The sequence below is a fragment of the Chryseobacterium bernardetii genome, from assembly GCF_003815975.1.
GTDB lineage: Bacteria > Bacteroidota > Bacteroidia > Flavobacteriales > Weeksellaceae > Chryseobacterium > Chryseobacterium bernardetii.
The window spans coordinates 4,598,960-4,624,932 of record NZ_CP033932.1 but is presented as its reverse complement, the minus strand read 5'-3'; the positions used below and the strand labels follow the sequence as shown (position 1 = coordinate 4,624,932).

Sequence of the window (25,973 nt, the reverse complement as noted above, 5' to 3'; positions counted from 1 at the left end):
CATATCCTGGAAAGACTTATATAGTAAACTTGTTAAGGTCCTATTTAATTATCCTACTGATATTAACCTTTGTAATGCCTAGGAGGAATGTGTATAATAAAACCCTCCTTTTTAGGGGAGAGTCAATTGTACTAATGAGAATGTACAACTATTATGAGCAGTAAATGTATATCTAAATAAATTACATTAATATACTGCAAGTCATGTGATTCTATTTATTATTGTCGTATATGGAGTAGAAATAATACATTTATTTTTAACGCTCTTAGGGTATTTTTTAAGCATAACTTTTTAATGCGTCAATTCTGTGGTAATATTTAATTTTCTTTGCAAGAAAGTTATAAATTTATTTTGACTGTAAATTCAAGTTTTCAGGAATTTGAAAGATTTTTCACCTTTATGATGATTTGTGTTCATGACGTGGAATTTAATATAACTTAATTGCTGCAGTACAAGGTGGTGTTTTTATAACCTATGTATTACAGCTTGTTTTTTATATTGCAGTTATCACACATTGTTAGTAGCCGGAGTCTTTTTCTTACTGAGAGAGTGATGTTTTATAAAAGGGAAAAAATCTGTGATTATGCCCATAATTGTATAAATTTGGAACTGGAAAAAGAAGAAATCTTAAAGATCATAAACCTAAGGTCTTATTACAGAGTTGCAGATAAATGACTGATATCAGAGTTTTTATCATAGGGTTGGCTGCTGGTTGAAAAACAAGTAAACTAATTATTTTGGAAAACAGAGCCTTGCCATGAGGTAACTTACTGTGGATTCCGCTCCCTGATTGAGATTCACATTTTTCTCTTCAAGACCATCATAACACCCTCCTGTTGCAGGGTTATAAATAATCTGATGCAAATGATTTTTTCCTAAAAACCAACTAAAAGCATTTCTCATCATCTGCAAATATTTTTCGTCTTTAAAAACCTTGTAGAATGTAGATAAGGCCAGTATGGTGTAGGCAACATCAATAGGCTGTTCACCACCAATTGATTCTGGACTTTTAATCGTTTCTTTGTGCAGCCATCCTTTATTGGATATTACTTTGATGCCGCCCTTAATAAATATTTTAGAAAGCAGAAATCTGAATGATTCATTGGCAATTTGCTTGTACATTTCGTCTTTGGTAGTAATCCATGCGCATAATAAAGCCTCGGGAAGTAAACTGTTTCCATAGGTCAGATAGCTTTCAAACCAATGCCAGTCTTTGTGTTTTTCGTGCTGGTACATTTTCACCAGACGATTGGCCAGCTTTTTCAATAATGGAATATTGATTTCTGAATTTTGATAATGCAGTCCTTTGATGATAAAGCCCATTGCCCGGGTAGAATGGATTTTCTCAATCAATGGAAGGCTTTTTTCAATTACTGATTCTGCTTCATCAGAAAACTGCTGCGGTAAGATTGCTTTTATTGAAAGAAGATATCCCAGTGCCCAGATAGCTCTTCCATTGGAATCTTCAAGATTGGTTTCATAATTCTGTTGAGCAAATTCCTTGTTTTGATTTACATAGTTAAGAAAACTACCATCCGGTTGTTGACAAAATTTAATAAATTTTAGATAGGTTGAGATTAAATCTAGGTCAGATTCATCTCTGTTTAGTCCGTAATGTCCGCAGGCTACAATCATAGCACGGGCATTATCGTCTAAAGTATACCCGGAATTGATATCAGGTTTATTGATTTTAGAAAACTGGATCATTCCAAAATCTGTTGTCATATTTTTGATATGGCTGAGATTGATGATGGGGAATGCATAATGTAATGTCATGTTATCTTTGCTATATTGTTGAAATAATAGGGCATGTGAAATAGAGGAATTCTCCCAGGCTGTGGGAGCCATTTTTTCCAAACTATTTGACCGTAATTTTTCCTGTGCAGTTTCATTTTTTAGTAATGTATTCACGGCAACAGCAAGCTGTTTCGGAGCTTCAAAATCAATAATGATTCCCAGGTCTTCATTCAGTACTTCCAAAGCATGGGGAATAGGAGTGGAAACCACAGGGCAGCCACAACTGATGGCGTAGGAAAAAGTACCACTTACTGCCTGATTTCTGTCTTTTGAAGTGAAAAGATAAATATTGGTAAGCTGAAGATAATCCAACAACTCATCTAAAGGCAGGTACTGGTTGATAAAGTAAGTATGTTTTTCCAGATGGAGCCTTTTAATAGTATCCTGCAAAAAATCACGATATTTCTCACCTTCATATTTAATGATGCCGGGATGCGTTTTTCCAATAATCAGAAACATTACATCGGGGTTTTTTGTAATAATTTCAGGCAAAGCTTCTAAAGTGGTTTCAATATTTTTCCCAGAACCCAATAAACCAAATGTTGAAAGAACTTTTTTATCATTAAATCCGTATTTCGCTTTCAGTGAAATTTTATCGATAAATGGCAGTAAATGGGTGCCGTGGGGTATCACTTTAATTTTATCAGGTGGTATATCATAATCATTGTTCAGTATATCCGCAGAAATACTGGTCATTACAATAATAGATTTTACAAAACTGCTGATTTCTTTTACCTTTTCTTTTAATTCCCGATCCGGTTTTGGTAGAACGGTGTGAAAAGTAATGATGATATCTTTTTCTGTATTTTGAAGAAAAAGCAGTAATCCGTTGGGGGTTTCGTTGAAAAATCCAAATTCATGCTGAAGCATAACCAGTTGAATATTGTTATTCTTATTGATTTTATCAGCCAACTCCAAATAAGATACGGCATCGGATGTATTTAAGCGATATTCTGGATCATCTTCATATTGATAATGCTCATCCTCAGTTTCCATTGGGCAGATGCTGATGCTAAATGAGTCTCTGAATTTTAATTTAAGGGATTGTACCAAGTCCTGACAGTATGTTGCAATACCGCATACCTTGGGAGGAAAAGTGCTTATAAAGATAATTTCAGGTATATGATAAATTGTGTTTTTATTACTTTGTAAAGATTGTCTTTTTGTCTTTTCCTCCACTTCTGATTTTATATTTTTATTCATATTGATATTTATTTTAAATCTGACATTCAGTATAGAATAGTCAATTATGATGTGTACTGTAGTAATTCCTTCAGTAATTCAGGGATGCTTAAAGAAGCAATAGCTATTCTTTTGTCTGCAGCGCCATAGTAAATATGGAGTGTATGTCCTTCTACGATGGCTCCGGTAGGGAAGCAGACATTGTTCACTTCTCCCTTCTGTTCCCATTCTTCATCGGGCTTGAAAAGAGGATAAGGAAGTCTTGAAATTTCTTTTTCAGGAGTATCAAGGTCTAGTAAAGCAGCACATGCGCTGTAAACATATCCTTCAATGGTATCATGTACACCATGGTAGATTAAAAGCCATCCATGTTCAGTTTCTATAGGGGGGCATCCACCGCCAATATAGCTTACTTCATGCTCATATTTGGGAGATAATACAATATGTTCTTTAAAATGAAGGAAGTAGTCTTTCCAGAAATCAGGATTCAGATCTTCAATATTTTCTATCCTTACAATTTGGATATCAGGCCTTATGCGCTGTAGAAAATAAAGCTTACCATTAATTCTTCTTGGAAAAAATATCACATTTTTATCCCAAAGGAAGACCTCTTTATCCTTTATATGAGTATGCGGGAGTTTGTTGAAACGTCTGTACTTTTCTCCTATTTCACCTTGAGATTCTGCTAAAAGCTTAAACTTTTTGTATGGAATTTTTGGCACAATGATTCCTAGCTTTTGCCATGATATTAGATCCTTAGATACGGCAAGTGCACCCAATGCATTTACCCCGTCATAACTGGTATAAGTAAGGTAAAATAAGTGATCGATTTTGACAATTCTTGGATCTTCAACACCATGTTTTTCGTATTCAAATTCAGGGATAATAACCGGATTGCTGAGCCGTATTTCAGGAGTCTTATAATCCGATAATATACAGTATCCGATACTCGATAAGTTATTCCTGGCAAGAGCCCTGTATAATAAATGTATTTTTCCGTTATCCTGAATGACTGCAGGATTTAGAACTCCTTCACTCTCAAAGTCTAATGTTGTTTTTCTGAGTATAATTCCATCTTTTTTCAAGGATACCATTTAGTTGCCGGTATTTCGGGCTTCTTGTTCCCTTTCTCTTCGTTTACTCATTTTATCCTCCCGTTTCTCTTTTGCAGATTTTGCGGGTGGAGTTTTATCTGATTTCTTTTTTCCGTCTTTTTCTTTTGACATTGTGAAATATTTTTTTGTTACCTGTAAATTTCAATCATTAAAAAAGGAAAGCTTTGCAATTGTCTTTTAATTTGTTGTATAAATCATAGATATTTCCGATTTAATACACTAACTTTGGATAAATGACTGTTAATGAAATAATTGACGGATGTAAACAGTAAGGGAGATGAAGTTGTATGTAAAATATATGGTAAGTTTGCGCTGCAAAATGGTTGTCCATCAGGAACTGGAAAGATTGGGCATTAAAAATGCTGTCGTTGATTTAGGGACAGTAGAATTATTGGATGATATTAGCTCAGAACAAAGACAGATCCTTAAAGAAAATTTGCTTAAAACAGGACTTGAAGTATTAGATGATAAAAAAAGTATCCTGATAGAGAAAATAAAGAATGTAGTGATAGAAATGATTCATTATTCAGATGAATTCCCAAAAGAAAATTTCTCAGACTATGTAAGTGAAAAATTAGGTTATGATTATACCTATCTGGCTAATACCTTTTCAGAAGTGAAAGGAATGACACTCCAGCATTTTATTATTATTAATAAAGTAGAAAAGGTAAAAGAACTACTGTTATATGATGAACTTAATCTTACAGAAATCTCTTATAAACTCAATTACAGCAGCGTGGCCCACCTCTCCAATCAGTTTAAAAAAATTACAGGACTTTCCCCTTCATTTTATAAACAGCTGAAACAAAGACGTCTTGGAAATCTGGAAGACTTATAATGTGTGATATATGTAAAATTATACCGGATATATATAGCTTAGTATAACACTTAAACGGCCATCTTTGTAGTATAATAATCAGGAATTCACAAAATCCATAAAGCTTATATCACTATAAATAGTGCAATTTTAGATAGGAAATATAGTGAACAGTTGAAAATATTTATCAAACAACAGGCTGTTCTCCCGTATTTGAAAACATTGTAGTAATAAAGAAAGATGTGAAAAAGCGAATATACGACATATAAAATTAGTAGGCTTAAGGATTCTCAATTTTGACAATGAGCATATTAAATCCCGATAAAATAGTAGATATGTTTTCGAAAGGGTTTAATTAATCAAGGATGGAGACCCATGGTTTCTGTCGTTTTCGTCCATATTATAGGAATTGATAGATATATAAAAATTTTCATCAACTGAGTCCATAAAACTGTTTGAACATTTATGAGTAAACAACATGTTTAAATACAAAACAGACTTTCTTATTATCACTTTAACATCATAAGTCATGAAAACAATACACCTTTTTCAGTTTAAGAATTCCATTACCCGGAAACTTCCTTTTTTTAAGGAAGAATGTAGATTAGATAATTTAAATGATTTAATGGCCTATGATCTGATGAACACCGAAAAAGTGACTGAGTTTATTATTGAAGTTCATGATGATTTTATTTTTGAAGATATGACCAGAGAAGATCTTTTGTCAATGTGTAGAAATGCCAGAGAAATGATTGAGCATTATTTTGTTACAACCATGAATGATTATGACGTTATCTGAATATCGATTTCAGCAGCATAAAAGTTTTTTTGATCAACATAAATAATAGCCCCATGAAATTTCAGCAAAATTTACTTGATTATATCAGTACTTCACTCATTACAATGAATGAAACGGTTTCTATAGCAGAAAGCGTAACCTCGGGATTAATACAGCTGGCTTTTTCCCAAATGGCTAATGCAAAACTGTTTTACAAAGGAGGAATAACGACTTTTACATTACCTGAAAAAGTTCAATTTTTAGATATAAATCAAATCGAAGTTAAGGAAAATGGTTTTGAAACCCAAAAAATGGCTGATACAATGGCTGTAAAGGTCGCTGAATCATTTGGAACAGATTGGGGAATTGCTTCTACTGGATATGCTGGATCTGTAAGAAATTCGGGATTTAAAGTGTATTCATTCTGTTCATTCAGTTACAAAGGAGAGATTGTACTTTCCAAACGCATAGAGCTTCATGATAAGACCCAGGCACTGGATGCACAGTTGTATTATACCGAATTTATTTTAGGGTGTTATAAAAGTGCATTGAATCAAATATTAATTTAACTTACCATTTACCATCAGTTTAAAAGTATAGATTTTTAATTTTTCGCTTTTATTTATGTAAATCTCTACGAGTTTCCAACTCTGTAAAATTCTTTGTCAACCCTTTATTTGATTTTATGCTTAAAAATTATTAGATTCTAAATTTTTTGAATAATTTATATCCAACATTTACAAATGGCTCAGTCTCAAAAGTTGGGGGGGGAATGTTAAGTAGTTTTATCTTTGCATCATGTTAAGCGATCACGACCTTCTTAAATTATTACTTCCGGAATTTTTAGTAGAGCACTTTGATATCCTCAAAGCAGAAACTCATGATGCAGAACTTCATATTTATTTTGAAGAAAGAAACAGTATTCCCCATGAATTTAAAGAAAGGAGATTTGAATCCAAGGGCTTTTTACCTGAAATCATTGTAGATGATTATCCATTACGGGGTAAAATCGTAAAGCTCCATGTGAAAAGAAGAAGATGGACAGATAAATCCTCCGGTGAGATCCTTCAGAGAGACTGGCAGCTTGTAGCGAAAGGCACACGCATGACAAAGGATTTAGCAGGCTTCTTAAAAAAAAATTAGCAGACACTAAAGCTCTTCCCCTAAAAGTTATAGCAGAATTTTTCGGGATCAAAGGCAAGAGCTTCCAGAGGCAATACAAGAATAAGCTCAGCGAATATCATAGCTGGGAACAAAAACCGCACGCAGAGGACTGGATCATTTACCCTGAAAATGTCTCAGCCTCCTTATCTTTAGACGAAGTAGCATTATCTGATGGAGAACTTTATACCGTTCTTACCTCCAAAAAAGCAAAAGGGAGAAAAGGAAGTATTGTTGCTATGATAAAAGGTACCCAAAGTGATTTTGTCATCACACATCTTTTGAAGATCAGCAGAAAACTTCGGATGAAGGTAAACGAAATTACATTGGATATGGCGGGTTCCATGAAGCGTATTGCCCAACGCTGCTTTCCTGATGCAGTACAGGTTATTGATCGTTTTCATGTTCAGAAGCTGTCCATAGAGGCCCTTCAGGAGATCAGGATCAGGCATCGCTGGGAGGCTATTGAAATGGAAAACAATCCTTTTAACAGTCACTCAGCTGAAACAGAAGTTTTTGCAAACGGAGATACCCGGAAACAGCTCCTGGCAAGAAGCAGGTATTTACTATATAAAAGCCGTGAGAAATGGACTCTGTCCCAGAAACAAAGAGCTTCGATCCTTTTTACCCAGTATCCTGATCTGGAACAGGCATATGAATTGACTGATGGACTTAGAAAAATTTATAACCAGAATATTTCGAAATCTGTAGCAATGACTAAACTGGCCCATTGGTTTAGAAATGTGGAAGAAGCAGATTTTAAATCTTTTTCTACCTTAAGAAAAACAATAATGAATCATTATAGAAATATTCTCAACTACTTTGATCAAAGAAGCACCAATGCTGCTGCTGAATCTTTCAATGCGAAAATAAAAAACTTCAGAATGCAGCTCAGAGGAGTAAAAGACAGAACCTTTTTTATCTTCAGATTAGCTAAACTTTTTGCCTAGCCCCCAACTTTTGCACTTGATCCTTACAAATTTATTCATTCTTATGCAAAATAAAAATGGCGCTAACTGTCTTTAGTTGGCGCCATTTAGCTGTTTGTGAACTCGCTGGTAGGCTATCCAAACTATTTTTATAACGATATTGAAAATATCTTAGAGTTATGTGGTTGAAAATAAAGTGTTTATGATTTTGTTCTTTTTGTTTGATTCCTGTTAAGTTATCTTCATGAGATTGTAATTTTAAAATATTTCAATTCGTAGTTCGAATCTTTCGCGCGCCTACTAACCAATTATTTTTATCTGTAATGGTAAATTTTTAGTGTGATTATTTGCCAGCACTGATTTGGCCTTTCTTTTTTATTCATAATTTTAAAATTAATCTGCAAGAGTTTTGACTTATAAAATATTTGTCCTTTTTATATGGATGTTTGCTATATTTTTAGAGAAGTAGCACTAATTTAACAAATTGGCTGTCAACAAAGATAGAATTGAAATTCTTATCCTATTTAGTCTAAAGATTTCCTAATCAAAAAAGGAATTTTTCTCCGTATGAATTGGAGCACTTGGACGAAACAGCTTTACATTTTTTAGGGCAGATCGATCTAAAACCTAAACCATCAAAATTCAAATTTTAATAAAAATTATAATCTTACGGGTAACCGTAAAAATAAAAATATCTGCAAATGTAATTTAGCAATATGATTAAAATAACATTACCAAGTAGCGATGCGATCAAGGCTATCAACGACGCTAAAGAGGACTGCCTCCAACCAATTGGCTTTTTTATAAAGTACAAGGTTACATTTAATAAATTAACAATGGAAATCGAGCCAAATGAAGGATTTGAATATGATCCATCTGATATTTTTCATCTCGCATGGTACGCTAGAGAATACAAGTAAGGCTATTAAATTCTTGAACGGAAAGATTTAATTACAAAAATTCCCAGATTAGATTAGGGTACAATAGAAGAGATTACTTAAATGGTGGTCTCTTTTATGCATTAATTCTAACCAGAATTTTGATTAAAAATCTTTTGTTTCATTTTATATTAGATAAAAGGAATAAATTTCAATGGTTTAATTTTTACAGTATCTTAAAGAATAATCTTTGTTTTATTGGAGAATAATAATTTTTTAATGAGCAAACATATTTCATTCAATTGCAGATTATGAGTATATTGGTACGAATTCTGATTTAGTGTCGGCGAATAATAACTGGCCTAAACTATTGATTATTAGAAAAAAAATATATTGTATATTTAATTTTATATCTCAACGTGGAGAGATATAATTTAAAGGGAAAACGACTGTGTGGAGGTTATTCACTTTAAAAAAGTAACCATGAAACAATTATATAAAAATATTCTATTATCAATCGAACAACAGGAGAAGAATCTAGAACGAAGTACGAAAAGCACCATTGAAGAAGCTTATCATATGGTTTCTTTTCTTCGCCAATTATTAAGCGATCTTAAAACCCAAATTGCAAAAAATGGTTTTGCTACAGCCGACGACGAAGTAGTCTTTTTTAAGACTGTCAAGCCCGAGATTTTAGGAAAACTCATTTACTACAATAAGCTTGTCCGTTTGGAAGTTATTAACCCGGAACTTTATGATTTGGTACAAGCTTATTACAACGAGCAGATCAAGCTTTTAAATAAAGAATATAAAAAGCACCTGGAGAGTTCGGATTTTTACTGGTATTATCGTTCTGGTCGCTGCGATAAAGACAATTCATATTTTAGATTAGGTAATATTAATTTCTTCGATGGTGTAGACAGTTTTTTCTTTGAAGTTGATATTGACTTTTCTACCTATTATGATTATAAAGTCGCTCAGATCATAGCGATGGACTTGCTTTTTTCCTATTATTTATCGAAAATTAGTCAGAAAGACTCCAATAATACCGGTAGTTCCCCTATGCCTGAAAATGGAAGTTTTTCTTGGACGGATTCCAAGAATGCGTTAATTGAACTGATTTATGCGCTACATGCAGCAGGTAGTGTGTCTAATGGCAGAGCTGGCCTGCGAAAAATGAGTAAACTATTTGAGGAAGTGTTTGAAATCAAATTGGGGGATATTCATCATGCATTCCATCAGATGAAGTTCAGGGCAGGAGAGAAAACCAGCTATTTACTTTTCTTAAAAAGTTCTCTAGAACAATATATGGATAGAGAACTTTAAGGTAGGTAGTAAATCTATTGTACAAGACAGGTAATCATATCGATGACCTGTTTTTTATTGCCGAAATTTATACTGTCCTGTTATACTGAATTCATTCGTAGAATAACTAACCTGAAATTTACACAACTGGCTTCGACAGTTCATACTTTTAGTATGTACCAATATACTAGTCATAGGATACCAATGCAAACTGGCGCCACTATTAAAAAAATAACGAAAAAAAAGTTCATTTCTCTTGGTACATCCTTGGTAGTACCTTGTACGATTTAGCGGAAAATCAAGGCCAATTTTGGTATGTAAACCAAATGTAAAAGGCTATGAATATAGATCGAGTTGAATTCCTCGCGTGGATGGATCGTATCATGAAGCGATTTGATATACTCGCAGGGGATCTTGAAATCCGCGACAAAAAGAGATTGAGTATCGACGGTGATGAACTGCTCGATAATCAAGACGTGCTTCAAATGCTAAAGATCACTTACCGATGTCTTCAGCGTTACCGTACAATCGGCAGAATAAAGTTTTTCACTATCAGTGGTAAAATTTATTACAAGAGTTCTGATGTGCAACAGTTTATTAGAGACAGCTATCACGGCGGAAAATATAGGCAAAAATAGGTTTCTAACGGAATAGATATAAAACTGCAACAATTCCCATTCTACTTTCGATAATCTTAAAACTTTTTTATTATGAACGAACAAACAATCACTGACGAAAAGGTAGCCAAAGCGTTAGAACCGCTGTCCGATATCCTATTGGTTCTTGACAAAGTTAAGAACAGGATTGAAGCAGTAAAAGGAGTAGATAAGGATGGGAAACTGGAAACAGGAGAACCTAAGCAGAAGAATTTGCTGGATTTTATGCGCGTAGACAAAAATGACATTTTCAGCAATTTCTTTTCTAATTTCTGGCGAAAGCTCAACGATCCCACAGGATACAAGTTCTTTAAAATTGCGGACATTGATATGGAGGCAGTTGCAAAAAGACTACAGTCCGCGCTCGATAATCCAACACCAGAAGGAAATAAATTGCTGGAGGCATTGGAAGTGAAACATGACAATAAACAAAAAAAGCAGGATATGGAAACGAAACAAGAAGTAAATCAAGGGAAAACCAAAGATGATACAAAAAATGTGTATCGTTATAATGCAGATGAAATTGACTGGAATACAGCTCATAAATTTGGCTTGAACAGGGAGCTGTTAGAGAAAAATGGACAATTGGACAAATTGCTAAAAGGATACAAATCAGATACAATATTTAAGATTGAAGGAAATTTTGAAGGGCTGGCATTAAAAGGTGATGCTCGCCTTTCTTTAAGACAAGTCGATAATAAGATTGTTATTTTGACGCATGGTATACGACATAAAGCTCCTTTGGAAAATCCTTTTTATGGCCATAGATTTACTAGAGAGGATAAGGAGAACCTGATAAAAACTGGAAATATGGGACGGGTGGCTGAACTGACGAATACACAGGGTATTTCAGTAAAGTCCTTGATCAGTTTGGACAAATATACAAAGGAGCCGGTATCATATCCGCTTGAATGGATTAAAATCAATGATAAATTCGGTGGTGTAAAGTTAAGTAAAGAACAAAAACAGGAACTCATGGAAGGAAAGCCGGTGCTTGTTGATGGTATGGTAAATACAAAAACAGGGGAACTGTTCAGCCAAACGTTGCAGTTCAGTGCGGATGACAGAAAAATTGTATTTGCTGGCAATAAAGAAACCCTAAATATTGAGCAACAGCTTACAAGGGTAATTCCACCCGTCTTCAGAGATCGACAGCTTAGCGAAAAAGAACAGGATCAGCTAAAAGAGGGTAAAGCTATTTATCTGGAAGATCTTGTCAATAAGGATCAAAATAGAATATATTCAGGTTACGCCTTCTACAATGAACAAAAAGGAAAGGTTGACTTCTCCTTCCAGAAACCTCATTTGGAAAATCAGCTGGAGCAAGTCCTTGGTGATACAAATCAAGAGAAGAAACAGCGACAATCTCCGGTGCAAAAAGATGATTCAAAACAGGCCGCACGTAATACTGCAAAGACTGATGCGCAAGAAAGAAAGACACCTACAAGACGACCGAAACTTCACTAAAGTAAGCCATTATGAAAGCAATCTTAGCAGAAAAGCCTTCTGTAGCACATGAACTAGCCCGAATTGTAGGAGCGACTGAAAGAAAAGATGGATATTTTTTGGGGGGTGATTTTATGGTCACATGGGCTTATGGACATCTTGTAGGACTGGCGATGCCTGCGGACTATGGAATAAAGGGATTCAACAGGGAATCCCTTCCTATCATACCAGAAAATTTTATGCTTACCTGTAGAAAAGTAAAGGCTGGTAATGGTTATGTTTACGATGAAGGTTCAAAACGGCAATTAGAAATAATTGGCGAAGTTTTCGAAAAGTGCGACAGCATTATTGTTGCTACCGATGCAGGTAGGGAGGGTGAAGTAATTTTCCGATACATATATGAATATTTAGGCTGCCATAAATCATTTGAGAGGCTTTGGATCAGTAGTTTAACAGAGAAAGCAATCATAAGCGGATTAAACAATTTGAAGTCCGGGGCTGATTTTGATGGTCTTTATTATGCGGGACGCGAGCGGTCACAGTCTGACTGGATGATAGGGATCAATGCCACGCAAGCCCTTACGATCAGTTTAGGGGATGGTTTATATTCTTTAGGACGTGTTCAGACACCTACTTTATCGCTTATCTGCAAAAGATATATAGATCATAAATCGTTTGAAGTAAAAAGCTATTTCCAGATTGAGCTGGAACATCAAAAAGAGGGGATTATTTTCAAGAGTTTATCGGTTGATAAATGGGAAGAACGAACTAGAGTAGAATCTGCAATAAGATCTATTGAGCGTGCAGGAACTGTACTTGTTGTGGATGTTGAAAAGAAATCCGGTTCCTTGCAGGCACCATTACTTTTTGATTTGACAGGCTTACAAAAAGAGGCCAACAGGAAGCTGGGTTTTTCCGCGGAAAAAACACTGGAAATAGCGCAGATCTTGTATGAGAAGAAATTGATAAGTTACCCCCGTACGGGATCAAAGTACATTCCCGAAGATGTCTGGAGCGAAATTCCAAATCTGATTGTCGCTTTAGGGGCTTCCAACGCTTTTAAAGAAAAGGTTGAAAAAGTTAAATGGGAGAGATATAACAAACATATCGTCAATGATGTGAAAGTGACTGACCATCATGGAATTTTAATAACGGAGAATATACCTAGTATTTTGAATGCGCAGGAAAATGCACTGTATGATATGATCGCCTGCCGAATTCTTGAAGCTATTTCACCAGCCTGCCATAGGGAAACTACTTCGGTAACGTTAGAAATCCTACATTATAATTTTGCAATTAAAGCAATAAAGATTACTTCCCCAGGCTGGAAGCTGATCAATGGAAATTTTAATGAAGACGAGGAGGACAATGTTTTTGACCTGCCGGAACTCCACAATGGCGATCTCTTACAGGTAACCGCTGCGACGCTTCTTTCCAAAAAAACAAAGCCACCTGCATTATATACTGAAGCAGAACTTTTATCAGCAATGGAAAATGCCGGTAATACCATTGCGGATATTGAGGAGAGAAAGGCACTTAAAACCATTGGAATAGGTACACCAGCTACCCGTGCTTCGGTTATTGAAACGCTTTTCGACAGGGATTATATCCGCCGGGAGAAGAAGTCGATCATTCCTACTGAGAAGGGCCTTCTTGTTTATCAGATCGTAGCGGATAAAAAGATAGCAGATGTTGCTATGACGGCGCAATGGGAACTTGCATTTGAAAAGATACAGAATAATGAAATGTCTGCTACGGAATTTCATGCTGAACTTGAGAAGCTAACACAAGAGGTTACCAAGGAGCTCCTGACCGAGAAAATTACGGAAGCGGGTCCTCAAGATCTATACTGCCCAAAATGTAGTAGTAAAGCCTATTTGCGTGAAAAGGTAATCAAATGCTGTAGTGATGAATGCGGATGGATACTTTTTCGAAAGGTGTGCGGAATACAATTAACATATAAAATTGTAGAAGCTTTGCTTACCAAGAAAAGAACACCATTGATCCGCAAGATGGTCGGTCACAGTGGAAAGCCATTTGATGCCTATATTGTGTTATCGGAGGACGGTACTACTTCTTTTGAATTTGAGCAGAAAAAGAAACGAAAGTTCAGATAATTTTCATGATGTGATTTGGTGTGAAGCCTGAGATCCCCGGTGATTTCAGGCTTCTTTTTTTTTAACTCATTTTTTCAATTAGGAAAATGACGGACTTCTTAGGTTAGAATACCCCCTAAACTGCATTACGAGGGCTTCTGTGGCTAGGTTTACCTAACAAGTAAACAATTGACACATGAAAAAAGTGCAAAAGGATTTTTCCTACTACCAATTAAAGCTACAGGAACATATAGAAGCGAGTTTTCCTGAGAAATTAGAGGATACGAAATTTATCGGCCAACGGGCGCGGTGGGCAGCTAATGCGTATGAAGGAGCATTCAGGTCTGGCAATGGCGTTCACAAATGTGATGAAATAGCCGACTATATTTTGTATGAAGGTCTACATTTTTCAAAATACGACAGTCTATTTGATGTCCTGACCAATGAGTTTACAGATCTGTTCTTTGACTTTGAATATCGGGACTTTGCATTAAAAATACTTCCTATCTGTGCAGAGGTTTTTGCAAAGTATGATCTAAGCGATGATTTTGCATATTCAAATGATTATGACCTGCTATATACGGAACTGACAGGTTTCATCGCCATATGGATCGAAAAGAATGGCATTCAATAAGAGGCAGCACCTCCAGCAGAATATTGATGCCCTGAAAATTGCTTTTCTGTTGCACAAAGAAAAAAGGGAAGGAAGTTCGGAGGAGCTAAGACAAATGTCGTTGTATGCCGGATTTGGAGGACTGAAATTTATCCTAAATCCAGCAGAGTCTGTTGATGACATTGAGAAGTGGAGTGTGGCTGACCGACCTCTTTTTGAGTTAACGAAGACACTCTACGATCTGATATTGGAGAACAGCGAGAATGACAGAACATATAAGCAATATATAGATGGAATAAAGGCATCAATTCTGGATGCCTTTTATACCCCTGTACCCATTTCAGAAACGATTTCAAAGGTTTTAATTAATAATGATGTAGAGATTCAGACATTGTTGGAACCATCAGCGGGTGTAGGTTCATTCATCAAACCATTTTCAAACCTTCGTGATCTTGAAATTACAGTATATGAACAAGATCCACTCACAGGTTTGATCCTAAAATTATTGTACCCACAGTCTAAGGTCAATGTCGAAGGTTTTGAAAATATAGGTATAGAGGAAGATAGTAAGTACGATGTGATTCTTGGGAATATTCCATTTGGAAAAACTTCTGTGTTTGATCTTTCTTATTCAAAAGGAACGGATCTGGCCCGAAAAGCTTCTATTTCAGCAATTCACAATTATTTTTTTTTAAAGTCCACAGATAAGTTACGAGAAGGAGGAATTTTGGCATTCATCACCTCTCAGGGAGTGATGGATAGTCCCTCCAATCAACCGATCCGGGAAGTGTTGATGAAAGAACATCATTTGGTTTCTGCGGTAAGATTGCCAAATAACCTATTTGATGAGGCTGGCACATCAGTTGGAACGGACCTCCTTATTTTACAGAAAAGAACTGAAAACAGGGAATTGTCCCAAAGGGCCAGAGATTTTATAAAAAGCGGAGTCAAACCGGGCGGAGAAAACTGCAATCTACTTTTCTATAATCCTAATCACATTGTTTATACAAAAGCTGTTGTCGGTACCGATCAATATGGTAAACCCGGCACAGTATATCTACATGAAGGCGGACTGGCTGGTATCGGTGAAGATCTTGCGAAAAAGCTTGAAGCTGATTTTAAAAATTATTTTAATCCTGATTTGTACAGAAAATTTCAAAGAGCCAAATTATCAGATGTCAGTGGTTCGGAGAAAAAAATAACTTCTACGGTAAGAGATAAATTATCATACAATCTACTTGATACGACCACATCAAATGCAGTTCAGCTCAACCTTTTTACAGAAGATGAGGTTGCTCAGTCTACAAAGTCACCAACAAATAGGAAAAAGCGAAGCAATACGCCAAATAAGCCCATGGTGACTGAACAGTTGTCACTGTTCGCGGAGAATTTGGATGAACAGGTGCGGTCACAGAATACTACAGTAAAAATAAAGCCTTCCAGCGTAGATAAGAAGCAAGATGGCGGGAACAAACACGTTAAAGCAGTTTCCATGCTTTCCTTATTTCAAGATAATGAGGAACAGCGTAGTTTGGAACCGCAGGTTTTTGATGCTGAAGTTAAAAGCTACTATCGAGAGGATACCCTAGTTTATTATAGGGGACATGTTGGCAGGATCAAACGAAATGCACACGAGGGAAATCATAGTTTTAAACCAATAGCGCTTAGCGAGATCCAGCGAAAACGAATTGATGCCTATATAAAAGTAAGGGACTGTTATAATGACCTGTATCATTACGAAGCTAAAAATCAGGAAGAGGATAGTACCAATCGGGGACTTCTGAATAAGCTCTATGATGATTTTGTCAGAAAATATGGTCATCTAAATGCTGCCGAAAATATTAAGGTTATAAAAATGGATCCCTCGGGCAATGAAATTCCCTCACTTGAACGGGTTGTCGGAGGTGTAATCCATAAGTCGGATATTTTTGACCATCCGGTTAGTTTTGCAAGAATGAAAATCTCTGAGGCTTCTCCGCAAGAAGCTTTGTCGGCTTCTTTGAACCGCTCCGGTAATGTTGATATGAGGTATATGGAACAGATCAGTGGTCTGTCTTCCGATGCATTAAGAGAAAGCCTACAGGGAAGTATTTACTATAATCCGATAAGTGGCGAGCAGGAAGTCTCTCAAAAATTTCTTTCTGGTGATGTCGTTGAAAAAGCAAAACAAGTAAAAGCTTACATTGTCGATAATCCTAATGATCAGGAAGCTCTAGTAAGTCTTGAAGCGCTTGAAAAGGTACGGCCTGAGCCTATTAAGTTTGAGGCTCTTGACTTTAATCTGGGAGAACGCTGGATCGGAACCGATATCTATAATCGTTTTGCTACCCATCTTTTTGACACAACGATTAGTATTCATTATTCTGAAAGTAGTGATGACTATTCTGTCAGTGCAAAATCCAGCAATCTGAAGATCACAGAAAAGTATGCGGTGAAATCCGAAAGCCGCAGTTTTGACGGTTTGAATTTATTGCGACATGCACTTGTTAATACTACCCCAGATATTACAAAAACAGAATATTTGGCTGATGGTACGGCTGTGAAGGTGCGGGATATGGAGACTATTCAGGTTGCCAATACGAAGATAGATGAAATCCGTCACGAATTTACAGAATGGCTCTATCAGCAGGACGATGCGTTCAAAAATGAACTGACAGAACGGTATAATGAATTATTTAACTGTTATGTACGACCGCAATATGATGGTAGCCATCAGAGATTTCCCGGACTGGATCGGAGGGCGGTGAACATTGAGGACCTCTATGACAGCCAGAAAGATGCTATCTGGATGATAAAATCCAATGGCGGAGGAATTTGTGATCATGAAGTGGGAGCTGGCAAAACGCTGATTATGTGTGCAGGGGCCCAGGAGATGAAACGATTAGGGCTTGTCCATAAACCGATGATTATTGCATTAAAGGCAAATGTGCATGATATTGCCAAGACCTATCGGGAAGCTTATCCCCATGCAAAAATACTTTATCCCGGAAAAAAGGACTTTACCCCACAAAAGCGACTTAAGATTTTTGGCGATATCAAGAATAACGATTGGGACTGCATTATTCTTACGCATGATCAATTTGGGATGATCCCCCAGTCGTCAGAACTTCAAAAGGATATTCTACAGGCTGAACAGGATGGCGTGGAGCAAAATCTTTCAGTCTTAAGAAGTCAGGGTAAAGATATTTCGGGTGCTATGCTTAAAGGAGTAGAAATCCGTAAGAAAAACCTGAATGTTAAACTAAAGACCTTAGAACATGATATAGAAAACCGAAAAGATGATGTTGTGGACTTCAAAATGATGGGGATCGATCACCTTTTTGTGGACGAGAGCCATAAATTCAAGAACCTTATGTTCAATACAAGACATGAGCGTGTTGCCGGTCTGGGCAATTCGCAAGGCAGTCAAAAAGCACTTAATCTTCTTTTTGCCATAAGAACAATCCAGGAAAGAAGCGGTAAGGACTTAGGGGCAACTTTTCTTTCGGGAACGACCATTTCCAATTCACTGACCGAGTTATACTGTCTTTTTAAGTATCTACGTCCAAAAGCATTGGAACGTCAGGGTATTAATTGCTTCGATGCCTGGGCTGCGATATTTGCGCGAAAGTCCATTGATTATGAATTTTCTGTTGCAAATAATATTGTGCAAAAAGAGAGATTCCGTCATTTTATCAAAGTACCCGAGCTGGCACAATTCTATGCAGAGATAACCGATTACCGTACTGCTGAAGACATTGGTATTGACCGGCCTGTAAAAAATGAGATATTGTATAATATCCCGCCAACTCCGGATCAGGAGATTTTCATCAAAAAATTGATGGAATTTGCTAAGTCTGGAAATGCAGAATTGCTTGGAAGGCCACCATTAAGTCCGACAGAACAAAAAGCCAAAATGCTGATTGCTACAGATTACGCGAGAAAAATGTCGCTGGATATGAGGTTGATTTCATCTAAATATGCCGATGATGCTGGAAATAAAGCCTCTGTATGTGCCGCAAACATAGCTAAATATTACAGAAAGTATAATGCTCAGAAAGGTACGCAGTTCGTTTTCTCAGATTTAGGAACCTACAAGCCTGGTGAATGGAATATCTATTCCGAGATAAAGCGAAAGCTTATGCAGGATCATGATATTCCAGTTGATCAAATTCGGTTTATACAGGAGGCCAAGACGGAGGATCAACGTAATGAATTGATAAAGGCCGCGAATGATGGAAGGGTAAGAGTTCTTTTTGGTTCTACAGATATGCTCGGAACTGGTGTTAATGCACAGAAAAGAGCAGTTGCAGTACATCACTTGGATATTCCATGGCGACCGTCAGATCTTGAACAGCGCAATGGCCGCGCTGTCCGCAAAGGAAATGAAATCGCGAAATTCTTTGCCAATAATACGGTGGATGTCTTTATTTATGCTGTTGAAAAATCGCTTGATGCTTATAAGTTTAATACGCTTGCTAACAAACAGCGATTTGTTGGTCAGTTAAAAAGTAATAGTCTAAGTGTGCGTACTATCGATGAGGGAGGGATGGATGAGGTTTCCGGGATGAACTTTTCGGAGTATGTTGCCTTACTCTCAGGAAATACTGATCTATTGGAAAAGGCAAAAGTAGAAAAGAAGATTGTGGCGATGGAAAATGAAAAAAATGCTTTTTTACGGTCTAAATGGAGTGCAGGCTCCAAACTTGGATTGTTGCAAGAGGAGCTGGAAGGGCGAATTTCAAAGTTGGAAAGATTTATAGTTGATAGGGATAATCTTCAAAATCGTATTCTTAAATCTTCTGACGGTACTCTATTAAATCCTATACAATTAAATGGGCTGGCAAAAAATGCAGGAATTACCGAAATTGGTTCATATCTTAATAAAATTGCTTCAAACGCCCGAACAGGCGGTGATTACGAAGAAATTGGTTCTCTCTATGGTTTTCGTATTCTTGTAAAAACGGAGATTCGGGAAAAGGAGAATATAATGGAAAGGGATAACCGTTTTTATATCTGTGGAGAGGGGAATATAAAATACACTCATAACAATGGAATTATTGCTGCAGATCCTGAAAAGGCTAGCTTGAATTTTCTTAATGCCCTAAAAAAAATACCACGTTTAATTGACGAAGAAAATGTACAGATAGAAGTCATAAAAAAGGACAAAACTATACTGGATGATATTGTAAATGGTGAGTGGAATAAGGAAAAGAATCTAGCTGGTTTAAAGACTGAACTTGCAGCAGTGGAGCGTAACATTCAGATTTCGTTGGATGAAAGCAAAAACAGAATTGTTAATTCAGAAGACGGACAAAACAAAATAGAAAATACTAAAGTAGTCAATAAGCATAAGATCTAATTTTAAAGTTCCTTTAGAAGAAAAATGTGAATTGCTGTACAATTAATGGTTTATCGTGAGATTCCTAAGCCGTTCTTTTTGACTTTATCGGCAGACAGCTTTAGAACCGGTGATTTTCCGTCCAGCGTACCAGGCAACTCTCGATATAGTTTCCCCTTATTTATAGAATAGCACAGAGAACCTTCTGTATTATCTTTCCCAGCCAGTATCTTTAGTTTTTTAATATTATCTATTTCAAAACCGTCTATTTTGTTGGGAATACTATTGATATTTTTAAACAGTTGCTTATACAGTATATTTAATTCCCGATCATTCGTTGATTGTAGAGCTTTTAAAATATTTTCAATCTGACGGGAATTCGCTGGCAATACGGAAAGGTACGCATTCTTTGGAAAAAGAGAAATAAAATCCTTATTAAGAATTGAAATTTCAGCAGGTTCAAAAATGCAATATTCTACTTTATCCCTGGCGAATCCAGCTATAATATGATCGTAACCACGTTCTTTAAACATATTGAGGTTATCTTGTGAGTTAAAGGCTTCCATAAATTCCATATATTCCCCTAATCCGATATTATCATCTATAAATTCCAAAGCTTCATTAGGATCGGTAATATCCTCTTCAAATATAATATTAACAATGTCGGGTGCTTGGTCAGTGCAGCCAAAGACATCATCCAAATTCAGGCATTTTTTTAGGTGAACCTGACACTCAAAAACTTTTTCACCAAAAAGTTGTGCTATACCAATTTCCTCCGTTAAATGAATACCCCGATGACAATTGTCTCTATCTGTATTTTGGCCTAGATATTCTAGTGAAAATTCATTAAAATCGCTGTTGGTTCCGTGATATAAGATTTTAGTTGTAGATTGTTTAGGTTTGATTGAATCCATATTAAATTTATTTTTTTTAATTTCTATTAGTAAATGGTAGGTTCGTTATGATCAGTGGGAGATAGGAGGGTACATTCTCAGCCTATGCTCTCGGGTTATCCTTCATCGTATTGAAATCATTCCTGTCGGATTAAATGAGCCAGTTCAGGATCATTTTCAATTCTCGTCAATTCGTTCGAAATTATAATCGAAACATCCAATTTTATCTGCCGGTAATTTTCGTTAATTTCCTGTTCCATAATATCTGCCCCAGATTCGGATAGAAAGGATCGTATCTGTGGAATAGGCTTATAATTTTTCGTTTCATTAGCTACCTTTTCTGTATCGACTATGATCTGGGCGTGAAATATCTTTTGTTCTATTTTTTCACCAAAATTGTCCGCTACGGCTCCGACGAACATGCCCTGTGATAAGGTTGAAATCTTTGATGCAGGAATCAGACTATCGAGCTGTGTGGAAATGGAAGAACTGGTATCATTTCTGTTTATACTGATGGATTGTCTTTTTTGTACAATTTTCCCGAACCTTTCTGACAATGTTTTTGCAGTGTCGCCAACCACTTGTCCCGCGAAAATATTACCTACTATATTTTGGATTACTTTAGATTCTTTATCGCCATAATCTCTCGTTAACATTGAAAAGTCTTGTAATCCCAAGCATACGGATATTAAATTACTTCTGGCGGAGGCAATCAAGTTATCCAAGCCTCGAAAATAAATTTGGGGAAGCTCATCGATAATCAGGGAGCACTTTAGCTGCTTTTTTTTATTTATTAGACGAACAATTCTTGAATTATAAAGTCCTAGCGCAGCGGAATATATAGTTTGCCTGTCCGGGTTACTACCAACACATAAGATCTTGGGTTCATTTGGATTATTTATGTCAAGTGAAAAATCATCTCCGGTCATTACCCAATATAATTTTGGAGATATAATTCTTGATAATGGTATTTTTGCGGATGCGATCTGACCCTGTAGCTGGTCTTGCGCTCCACCCTCCCACGCATCCAAAAAAGGGCTTAAGTAGTTCTCAAGTTCTGGATAGCTTGTCAGAATCGTAAATAGATCGGAGTATTTCTTATTCAGAAGTTCAATGGCATGGGGAAACGTACAATAGATACCGTTTTGATATATCTTGAGGAACCAAATAATGGAGGCGAGCAGAATGATGGGTGATTCTACAAAAAAATCTCCCTGTTTCTGAATCCATGTCCTGTTTAAATTTAACATTATCGTATATGCAGATTCGTACGCATCGGAAATATCACTCAAAAATGAGGGGCTTAACGGATTACATCGATGACTGCGACGTGGATCATCAAAGTTTAAGACGTAAAACTGTGGTTTGACGTTATACTTATCATAATGTTTTAACAAATGGTTATATACGATTAATGAAAGATCGTCGAATTTGAAATCGAATACATACATAGAGAATCCTTTCTCAATGTGCTGCTTGATATAATTGTTTATAATAGCATAACTTTTTCCTGATCCAGGAGTACCGGCGACTATTGCAGCACGGAAAGGATTAATAACATTTATCCATCCATCGTTCCATTTTCCTTGATAATAGAATTGTGTAGGTAGATTAACGGAGTATTCATTTTCGATAAGACGGCTTTCCTGCATGAAACTTTCATTTTCGTTGTTGAAAGGGTCGTCCATTAACCTGTTTTTTAGTAGCCTGCTCATCCATAAGCCAGCTACCATCAGCAGGATAAATCCCGCTGAAGTAGTAAGTATATAAAGAGGATTTGAAATTTTAAGGAGTGGAAAATTTAAAAGAAAAAGAACTGAACCGGATATCAGGTATATGTAAATGTTTTTCCATTTAATTTTTTCATTTTTTACACCTTTGGTCCCAAGGCAACTGAGCGCTAATAAGATCAACGCAAATACTTTACTATATAGCGAATTGTCGAACAGGCCGGCTGTCCTTTGAAAGTTCTTTAATATCCTTTCCAGAACCTCAAGTGTCCATCCCTGGTCGTAGAAAAAAGAATAACAGAACCAGTAGAAATTCATAAGTACCAATAGGATACTAACTGCACGCATAAAGGCCATAATTTTGGCTAATCCTCGCAAATCGTCTTCTTGCATAAGTGAAAATTTTCACCATAGATATTATCTCTGCGGATGAAAATTTGGGAAGTTGTTCCAAGCGGTATAAGTTGTCCTGTAATGTCTTATATCAAGGATAAAAACAAGTTTTTAGAGACACGAAAAATTGGTTTGAATGTGGGTTTTTAAAATTGGAATATTTTCAGAGAATTTCTATTTTGAGACAAAATTCATATTATTAAAAAGAATTTCGAAAGTAAATATATTATCATGCTGGATACAATCGGACAATATGAAGAACATTTTAATAAGCAGACTTTTAGGATTACATTTAAAAACCGTGATTTCCAGATTGTTTTATTGAAAAAAGATTTAACGAAGGACCAAGAAGAATTTTCCGTTTTATTAGATGGGCTGGTTCAGACTCTTATTAAGCGAGATGGAAAATGGCATTTTGCACATGGCGAAGATAAGGATCTGGCAGAAGACATCTGGCGCCAAATAGCTCTTCGTTATAGGTTATGATATCCAAGTTAGCCTAATCGTCTACATTTTTGGGAATTCAGTCAATAAAAATTATAGGTCATTTATGAAAGTAGATTTGAGGATACCTAAAAAGTTTGTTATATACCAAAAATGGTCGGTCTTTTCAAATTTTGATAATGAGGTGGATCATAATGTGGCATCGTGGATACAGGGAAAGAATTACTGTGCTGAATTTACGGCCAGTAATTTTCACGGGCTTGTATGGTGGAATGATGAACTGGGATATTGGTGCGTTGAAATTTGGCAGGATCGCGTCTATATAAGTTCATATATGGCAGAGAGATTAGAAGACCGTATTCAGGAAATCTGGGCCACTTACGGTTTTTTGTAGGTTGTACCATCTTTCTGACGCTTTTGCTGGCGATTATCAGGTGGGGCGTTTTTTTCGTTTTTTCTTCATCTGATATTCAAAGGCTTGCTCTTCGGGATCTTCGGCAAATGTGCCAGTGAGTAGTGATTCGAGGAACCCAAAACCATCAATGTTAGGAAGATTTACCATAAAATCAAAAAACGGATGTAAGTTATCTGATGTGGCCGTATTATTAGTTGAATTTGTCTGATTTATAATAATTGGCTGTACTATTTTATTTTGGTTCAGTTTTAAGTCGTGACTAGAAAATAGTTCTTGAAAGACATTCGCTGAGAATTGCTTTCCTAGTTGGGAACCGTTAAACACATTCCTTGTATTATGGTCTATGAAGGTAATGCCGTAAATTCGGTCTTGCTCATTTCTCCTGATAACAGTGTTAATTCCATGTTGGATCAAATATTCCTTAAAGGTCTTTTCGTTTGAATTTAGCTGCATTGCCTGCTGGATAGCTTCTGTAATGGAAGATTTAGCTGATGCGCTGTTCGGTCTACTTTTATCAAAATGAGCCCTGAGTTCTTTTAGTCCTGCCTGTTTACCAAACAATGAAGATTTAAAGGGATTGCTTACTTTATTTCCATTTTCATCTGTAGCGAAATAAACCAATCCCTCTTTGATTTCCCCTCGGTGTTCCTTTTTGATGTACTCAGACGTTATATTAAAAAGTGACAACAATGCATTATAACTTCCTAAGGTCTGGAAATGGTAGTACTTGGGAAGATAACGAACAATAGATGCGATCTGAGCTTTAATGTTTCCTGTCATGTAATGAACTGGATTTAATGGGATGCTGGGATCGCCAAACTGCTTTTCAGGTGCAGGCGATAGGTTAAACTTTGTTTCGAGTTCTCTACAGATATCCATTGATTTTTTCTTTTCAAATGAATCCGGAATTTTAATACCCTTACAATCAACTGTTGTTGATACAACGTGTATATGCGTACGTTCGATGTCAGTATGCTTGAAGACGACATAAGGTTGTTCGCCATAGCCCAATTTCTGCATGTATTCCTCAGCAATCTTTATATAGTCCTCATCAGAAATACTATCGTTTGGATCTGGATTAAGTGAAATATGAAGGGCTGTTTTTTCGGTGTTTTTATTTGCCAGTAAATAAGGGGCAAAAGAAGTTAAGAGTTGCATTGCCGTATAATTTCCGTCAGCAGTTTCCTTCATATGATGAAGGTGCAAAATCTCGCCATTATTATTGAGAACTTTGCCGTGGTTGTACTGTAAAGCGCCATAGATATTAGTTCCTCTTCCTATTTTTGCGACCATTAATTTTCTTTTTTTAGCAGGTACTCTGTTTCAAACTGTTTGGTGAGAATCAGTATTTCCTTACATAAGTTGGCTAATTCAAGGGTGTACTTTTCCAATTTACCAACATATAGTATCGTTTTTTTATCACTGAAGTTCGTATGTATCACCTTCACTACCTGATTGTAATTTACACCGATGGCTCTGAATTGTGCGAAGAAATGCGATAATTTGGTTGTGTATTCATTTGCGCCAGCATCTATTTTAATTGATTTTATGCGTCTCTCAAATAATAGTGATACAATAAACTTTGCTTTTGTATCCAATCCGCTCTGCTCAAAAAGTGATAGAAACCTTGTGTTTTCGGTTTCTGTTAATCTGAAAACATAGCGGTGTACCGCCCTGTTTAATTTTGGATTTCTCCCGCCTTTGTGTTGTGCATTCATATCTTTTTGACAAAACTTATCTGTTTTGAAAGCAACAAACCAGGTTTTTGCTTATTCTTTCCTAAGTCGGCGTTTGATAGCCGAAAGGAATACAATAATTAATAAAATATTCAAATAGTACATCCGACTTCGGAGGATGTACTGAGCTCTCGGCAGGAGCAAGTCGTTTTGGGGCACAAAACGAGTTTTGAGGCACTCAAAACACAACTTGCTCTGTTCACGGGAACAGAAATAAAAAAAATACTACAGTAGAAGTTAATCCTAAAAGGATTAAGTCAATTTCGGAA

21 protein-coding genes are annotated in these 25,973 nt (G+C 36.3%); 14 read left to right on the top strand and 7 right to left on the bottom strand.

The window, feature by feature from the left end; genetic code table 11:
• Positions 1-732: 732 nt before the first annotated feature.
• From EG339_RS21105 to EG339_RS24675, 3 genes are read right to left on the bottom strand one after another with little or no spacing between them, the layout of a single operon-like run.
• Positions 733-3,000 (bottom strand): glycosyltransferase, encoded by a 2,268-nt coding sequence (locus EG339_RS21105; protein ID WP_123871845.1) that lies wholly within the window; start codon positions 2,998-3,000, stop codon positions 733-735.
• Between the two features lie 44 nt (positions 3,001-3,044).
• Complete coding sequence (locus tag EG339_RS21100) at positions 3,045-4,073, bottom strand: glycoside hydrolase family 130 protein (RefSeq protein ID WP_123871843.1); 1,029 nt, start codon at positions 4,071-4,073, stop codon at positions 3,045-3,047.
• Positions 4,074-4,205, bottom strand: coding sequence for a hypothetical protein (locus EG339_RS24675; protein ID WP_262484585.1), 132 nt, complete (start codon positions 4,203-4,205; stop codon positions 4,074-4,076).
• A gap of 166 nt (positions 4,206-4,371) precedes the next feature.
• Here EG339_RS24675 and EG339_RS21095 point away from each other — a divergent pair, with 166 nt between their 5' ends.
• The 12 genes from EG339_RS21095 to EG339_RS21040 all read left to right on the top strand — a co-directional run bounded on the left by EG339_RS21095 (position 4,372) and on the right by EG339_RS21040 (position 20,114).
• Positions 4,372-4,932, top strand: coding sequence for a helix-turn-helix domain-containing protein (locus tag EG339_RS21095; protein ID WP_225718514.1), 561 nt, complete (start codon positions 4,372-4,374; stop codon positions 4,930-4,932).
• A 508-nt stretch (positions 4,933-5,440) separates the two neighbouring features.
• A complete protein-coding gene (locus EG339_RS21090) occupies positions 5,441-5,710 on the top strand; it encodes a hypothetical protein (RefSeq protein WP_052187039.1) in 270 nt (89 codons plus the stop codon).
• Between the two features lie 53 nt (positions 5,711-5,763).
• Positions 5,764-6,258 carry a CinA family protein gene (locus EG339_RS21085; protein ID WP_123871841.1) on the top strand — a complete coding sequence of 165 codons (495 nt, stop codon included), beginning with the start codon at positions 5,764-5,766 and terminating at the stop codon, positions 6,256-6,258.
• 229 nt (positions 6,259-6,487) lie between these two features.
• Positions 6,488-6,832, top strand: a complete 345-nt coding sequence (locus EG339_RS24585) for an ISAon1 family transposase N-terminal region protein (RefSeq protein WP_123871140.1) — start codon at positions 6,488-6,490, stop codon at positions 6,830-6,832.
• Entirely contained in the window at positions 6,766-7,800 is a 1,035-nt protein-coding gene (locus EG339_RS21075) for an ISAon1 family transposase (RefSeq protein WP_449384914.1), read from the top strand. The genes EG339_RS24585 and EG339_RS21075 overlap by 67 nt, the downstream gene beginning before the upstream one ends.
• 695 nt (positions 7,801-8,495) lie before the next feature.
• Positions 8,496-8,699, top strand: a complete 204-nt coding sequence (locus EG339_RS21070) for a hypothetical protein (protein ID WP_076394191.1) — start codon at positions 8,496-8,498, stop codon at positions 8,697-8,699.
• 441 nt (positions 8,700-9,140) lie between these two features.
• The gene (locus EG339_RS21065) at positions 9,141-9,983 is read left to right on the top strand and encodes an RteC domain-containing protein (protein ID WP_076352060.1); all 843 of its coding nucleotides are present in this window, start codon (positions 9,141-9,143) and stop codon (positions 9,981-9,983) included.
• Positions 9,984-10,300: 317 nt separating this feature from the next.
• Complete coding sequence (locus EG339_RS21060; protein ID WP_076350974.1) at positions 10,301-10,600, top strand: helix-turn-helix domain-containing protein; 300 nt, start codon at positions 10,301-10,303, stop codon at positions 10,598-10,600.
• Between the two features lie 72 nt (positions 10,601-10,672).
• The gene (locus tag EG339_RS21055) at positions 10,673-12,085 is read left to right on the top strand and encodes a DUF3945 domain-containing protein (protein WP_123871839.1); all 1,413 of its coding nucleotides are present in this window, start codon (positions 10,673-10,675) and stop codon (positions 12,083-12,085) included.
• A gap of 11 nt (positions 12,086-12,096) precedes the next feature.
• On the top strand, positions 12,097-14,181 hold the full coding sequence (locus EG339_RS21050; protein ID WP_123871837.1) for a type IA DNA topoisomerase: 2,085 nt from the start codon (positions 12,097-12,099) through the stop codon (positions 14,179-14,181).
• Positions 14,182-14,356: 175 nt separating this feature from the next.
• On the top strand, positions 14,357-14,794 hold the full coding sequence (locus EG339_RS21045) for a DUF1896 domain-containing protein (protein ID WP_123871835.1): 438 nt from the start codon (positions 14,357-14,359) through the stop codon (positions 14,792-14,794).
• Positions 14,781-20,114: an N-6 DNA methylase gene (locus EG339_RS21040; protein ID WP_123871833.1), complete on the top strand. Its 5,334-nt coding sequence runs from the start codon at positions 14,781-14,783 to the stop codon at positions 20,112-20,114. Before EG339_RS21045 ends, EG339_RS21040 begins: the two co-directional genes overlap by 14 nt.
• Positions 20,115-20,164: 50 nt before the next feature.
• Here EG339_RS21040 and EG339_RS21035 read toward each other — a convergent pair whose 3' ends face one another.
• The gene (locus EG339_RS21035) at positions 20,165-21,007 is read right to left on the bottom strand and encodes an ADP-ribosyltransferase-containing protein (protein WP_123871831.1); all 843 of its coding nucleotides are present in this window, start codon (positions 21,005-21,007) and stop codon (positions 20,165-20,167) included.
• Positions 21,008-21,123: 116 nt separating this feature from the next.
• Positions 21,124-23,109: a conjugal transfer protein MobC gene (gene mobC / locus EG339_RS21030; protein ID WP_123871829.1), complete on the bottom strand. Its 1,986-nt coding sequence runs from the start codon at positions 23,107-23,109 to the stop codon at positions 21,124-21,126.
• A gap of 231 nt (positions 23,110-23,340) precedes the next feature.
• On the opposite strand from mobC, the gene EG339_RS21025 reads away from it, so the two are divergent.
• Together EG339_RS21025 and EG339_RS21020 are read left to right on the top strand one after the other, a co-directional pair.
• Positions 23,341-23,595 (top strand): hypothetical protein, encoded by a 255-nt coding sequence (locus EG339_RS21025; RefSeq protein ID WP_076350988.1) that lies wholly within the window; start codon positions 23,341-23,343, stop codon positions 23,593-23,595.
• 64 nt (positions 23,596-23,659) lie between these two features.
• The gene (locus EG339_RS21020; RefSeq protein WP_123871827.1) at positions 23,660-23,947 is read left to right on the top strand and encodes a hypothetical protein; all 288 of its coding nucleotides are present in this window, start codon (positions 23,660-23,662) and stop codon (positions 23,945-23,947) included.
• 36 nt (positions 23,948-23,983) lie between these two features.
• Here EG339_RS21020 and mobB read toward each other — a convergent pair whose 3' ends face one another.
• Together mobB and mobA are read right to left on the bottom strand one after the other, a co-directional pair.
• The gene (mobB, locus tag EG339_RS21015; RefSeq protein WP_123871825.1) at positions 23,984-25,261 is read right to left on the bottom strand and encodes a conjugal transfer protein MobB; all 1,278 of its coding nucleotides are present in this window, start codon (positions 25,259-25,261) and stop codon (positions 23,984-23,986) included.
• On the bottom strand, positions 25,261-25,686 hold the full coding sequence (mobA, locus tag EG339_RS21010) for a conjugal transfer protein MobA (protein ID WP_076350994.1): 426 nt from the start codon (positions 25,684-25,686) through the stop codon (positions 25,261-25,263). The genes mobB and mobA overlap by 1 nt, the downstream gene beginning before the upstream one ends.
• Between the last annotated feature and the right edge of the window lie 287 nt (positions 25,687-25,973).

What these genes read in the sequence shown, in the direction of transcription:
- EG339_RS21105 (WP_123871845.1), bottom strand. Translation starts at nt 3,000, where the DNA reads ATGAATAAAAATATAAAATCAGAAGTGGAGGAAAAGACAAAAAGACAA.
- EG339_RS21100 (WP_123871843.1), bottom strand. Translation starts at nt 4,073, where the DNA reads ATGGTATCCTTGAAAAAAGATGGAATTATACTCAGAAAAACAACATTA.
- EG339_RS24675 (WP_262484585.1), bottom strand. Translation starts at nt 4,205, where the DNA reads ATGTCAAAAGAAAAAGACGGAAAAAAGAAATCAGATAAAACTCCACCC.
- EG339_RS21095 (WP_225718514.1), top strand. Translation starts at nt 4,372, where the DNA reads ATGAAGTTGTATGTAAAATATATGGTAAGTTTGCGCTGCAAAATGGTT.
- EG339_RS21090 (WP_052187039.1), top strand. Translation starts at nt 5,441, where the DNA reads ATGAAAACAATACACCTTTTTCAGTTTAAGAATTCCATTACCCGGAAA.
- EG339_RS21085 (WP_123871841.1), top strand. Translation starts at nt 5,764, where the DNA reads ATGAAATTTCAGCAAAATTTACTTGATTATATCAGTACTTCACTCATT.
- EG339_RS24585 (WP_123871140.1), top strand. Translation starts at nt 6,488, where the DNA reads ATGTTAAGCGATCACGACCTTCTTAAATTATTACTTCCGGAATTTTTA.
- EG339_RS21070 (WP_076394191.1), top strand. Translation starts at nt 8,496, where the DNA reads ATGATTAAAATAACATTACCAAGTAGCGATGCGATCAAGGCTATCAAC.
- EG339_RS21065 (WP_076352060.1), top strand. Translation starts at nt 9,141, where the DNA reads ATGAAACAATTATATAAAAATATTCTATTATCAATCGAACAACAGGAG.
- EG339_RS21060 (WP_076350974.1), top strand. Translation starts at nt 10,301, where the DNA reads ATGAATATAGATCGAGTTGAATTCCTCGCGTGGATGGATCGTATCATG.
- EG339_RS21055 (WP_123871839.1), top strand. Translation starts at nt 10,673, where the DNA reads ATGAACGAACAAACAATCACTGACGAAAAGGTAGCCAAAGCGTTAGAA.
- EG339_RS21050 (WP_123871837.1), top strand. Translation starts at nt 12,097, where the DNA reads ATGAAAGCAATCTTAGCAGAAAAGCCTTCTGTAGCACATGAACTAGCC.
- EG339_RS21045 (WP_123871835.1), top strand. Translation starts at nt 14,357, where the DNA reads ATGAAAAAAGTGCAAAAGGATTTTTCCTACTACCAATTAAAGCTACAG.
- EG339_RS21040 (WP_123871833.1), top strand. Translation starts at nt 14,781, where the DNA reads ATGGCATTCAATAAGAGGCAGCACCTCCAGCAGAATATTGATGCCCTG.
- EG339_RS21035 (WP_123871831.1), bottom strand. Translation starts at nt 21,007, where the DNA reads ATGGATTCAATCAAACCTAAACAATCTACAACTAAAATCTTATATCAC.
- mobC (WP_123871829.1), bottom strand. Translation starts at nt 23,109, where the DNA reads ATGCAAGAAGACGATTTGCGAGGATTAGCCAAAATTATGGCCTTTATG.
- EG339_RS21025 (WP_076350988.1), top strand. Translation starts at nt 23,341, where the DNA reads ATGCTGGATACAATCGGACAATATGAAGAACATTTTAATAAGCAGACT.
- EG339_RS21020 (WP_123871827.1), top strand. Translation starts at nt 23,660, where the DNA reads ATGAAAGTAGATTTGAGGATACCTAAAAAGTTTGTTATATACCAAAAA.
- mobB (WP_123871825.1), bottom strand. Translation starts at nt 25,261, where the DNA reads ATGGTCGCAAAAATAGGAAGAGGAACTAATATCTATGGCGCTTTACAG.
- mobA (WP_076350994.1), bottom strand. Translation starts at nt 25,686, where the DNA reads ATGAATGCACAACACAAAGGCGGGAGAAATCCAAAATTAAACAGGGCG.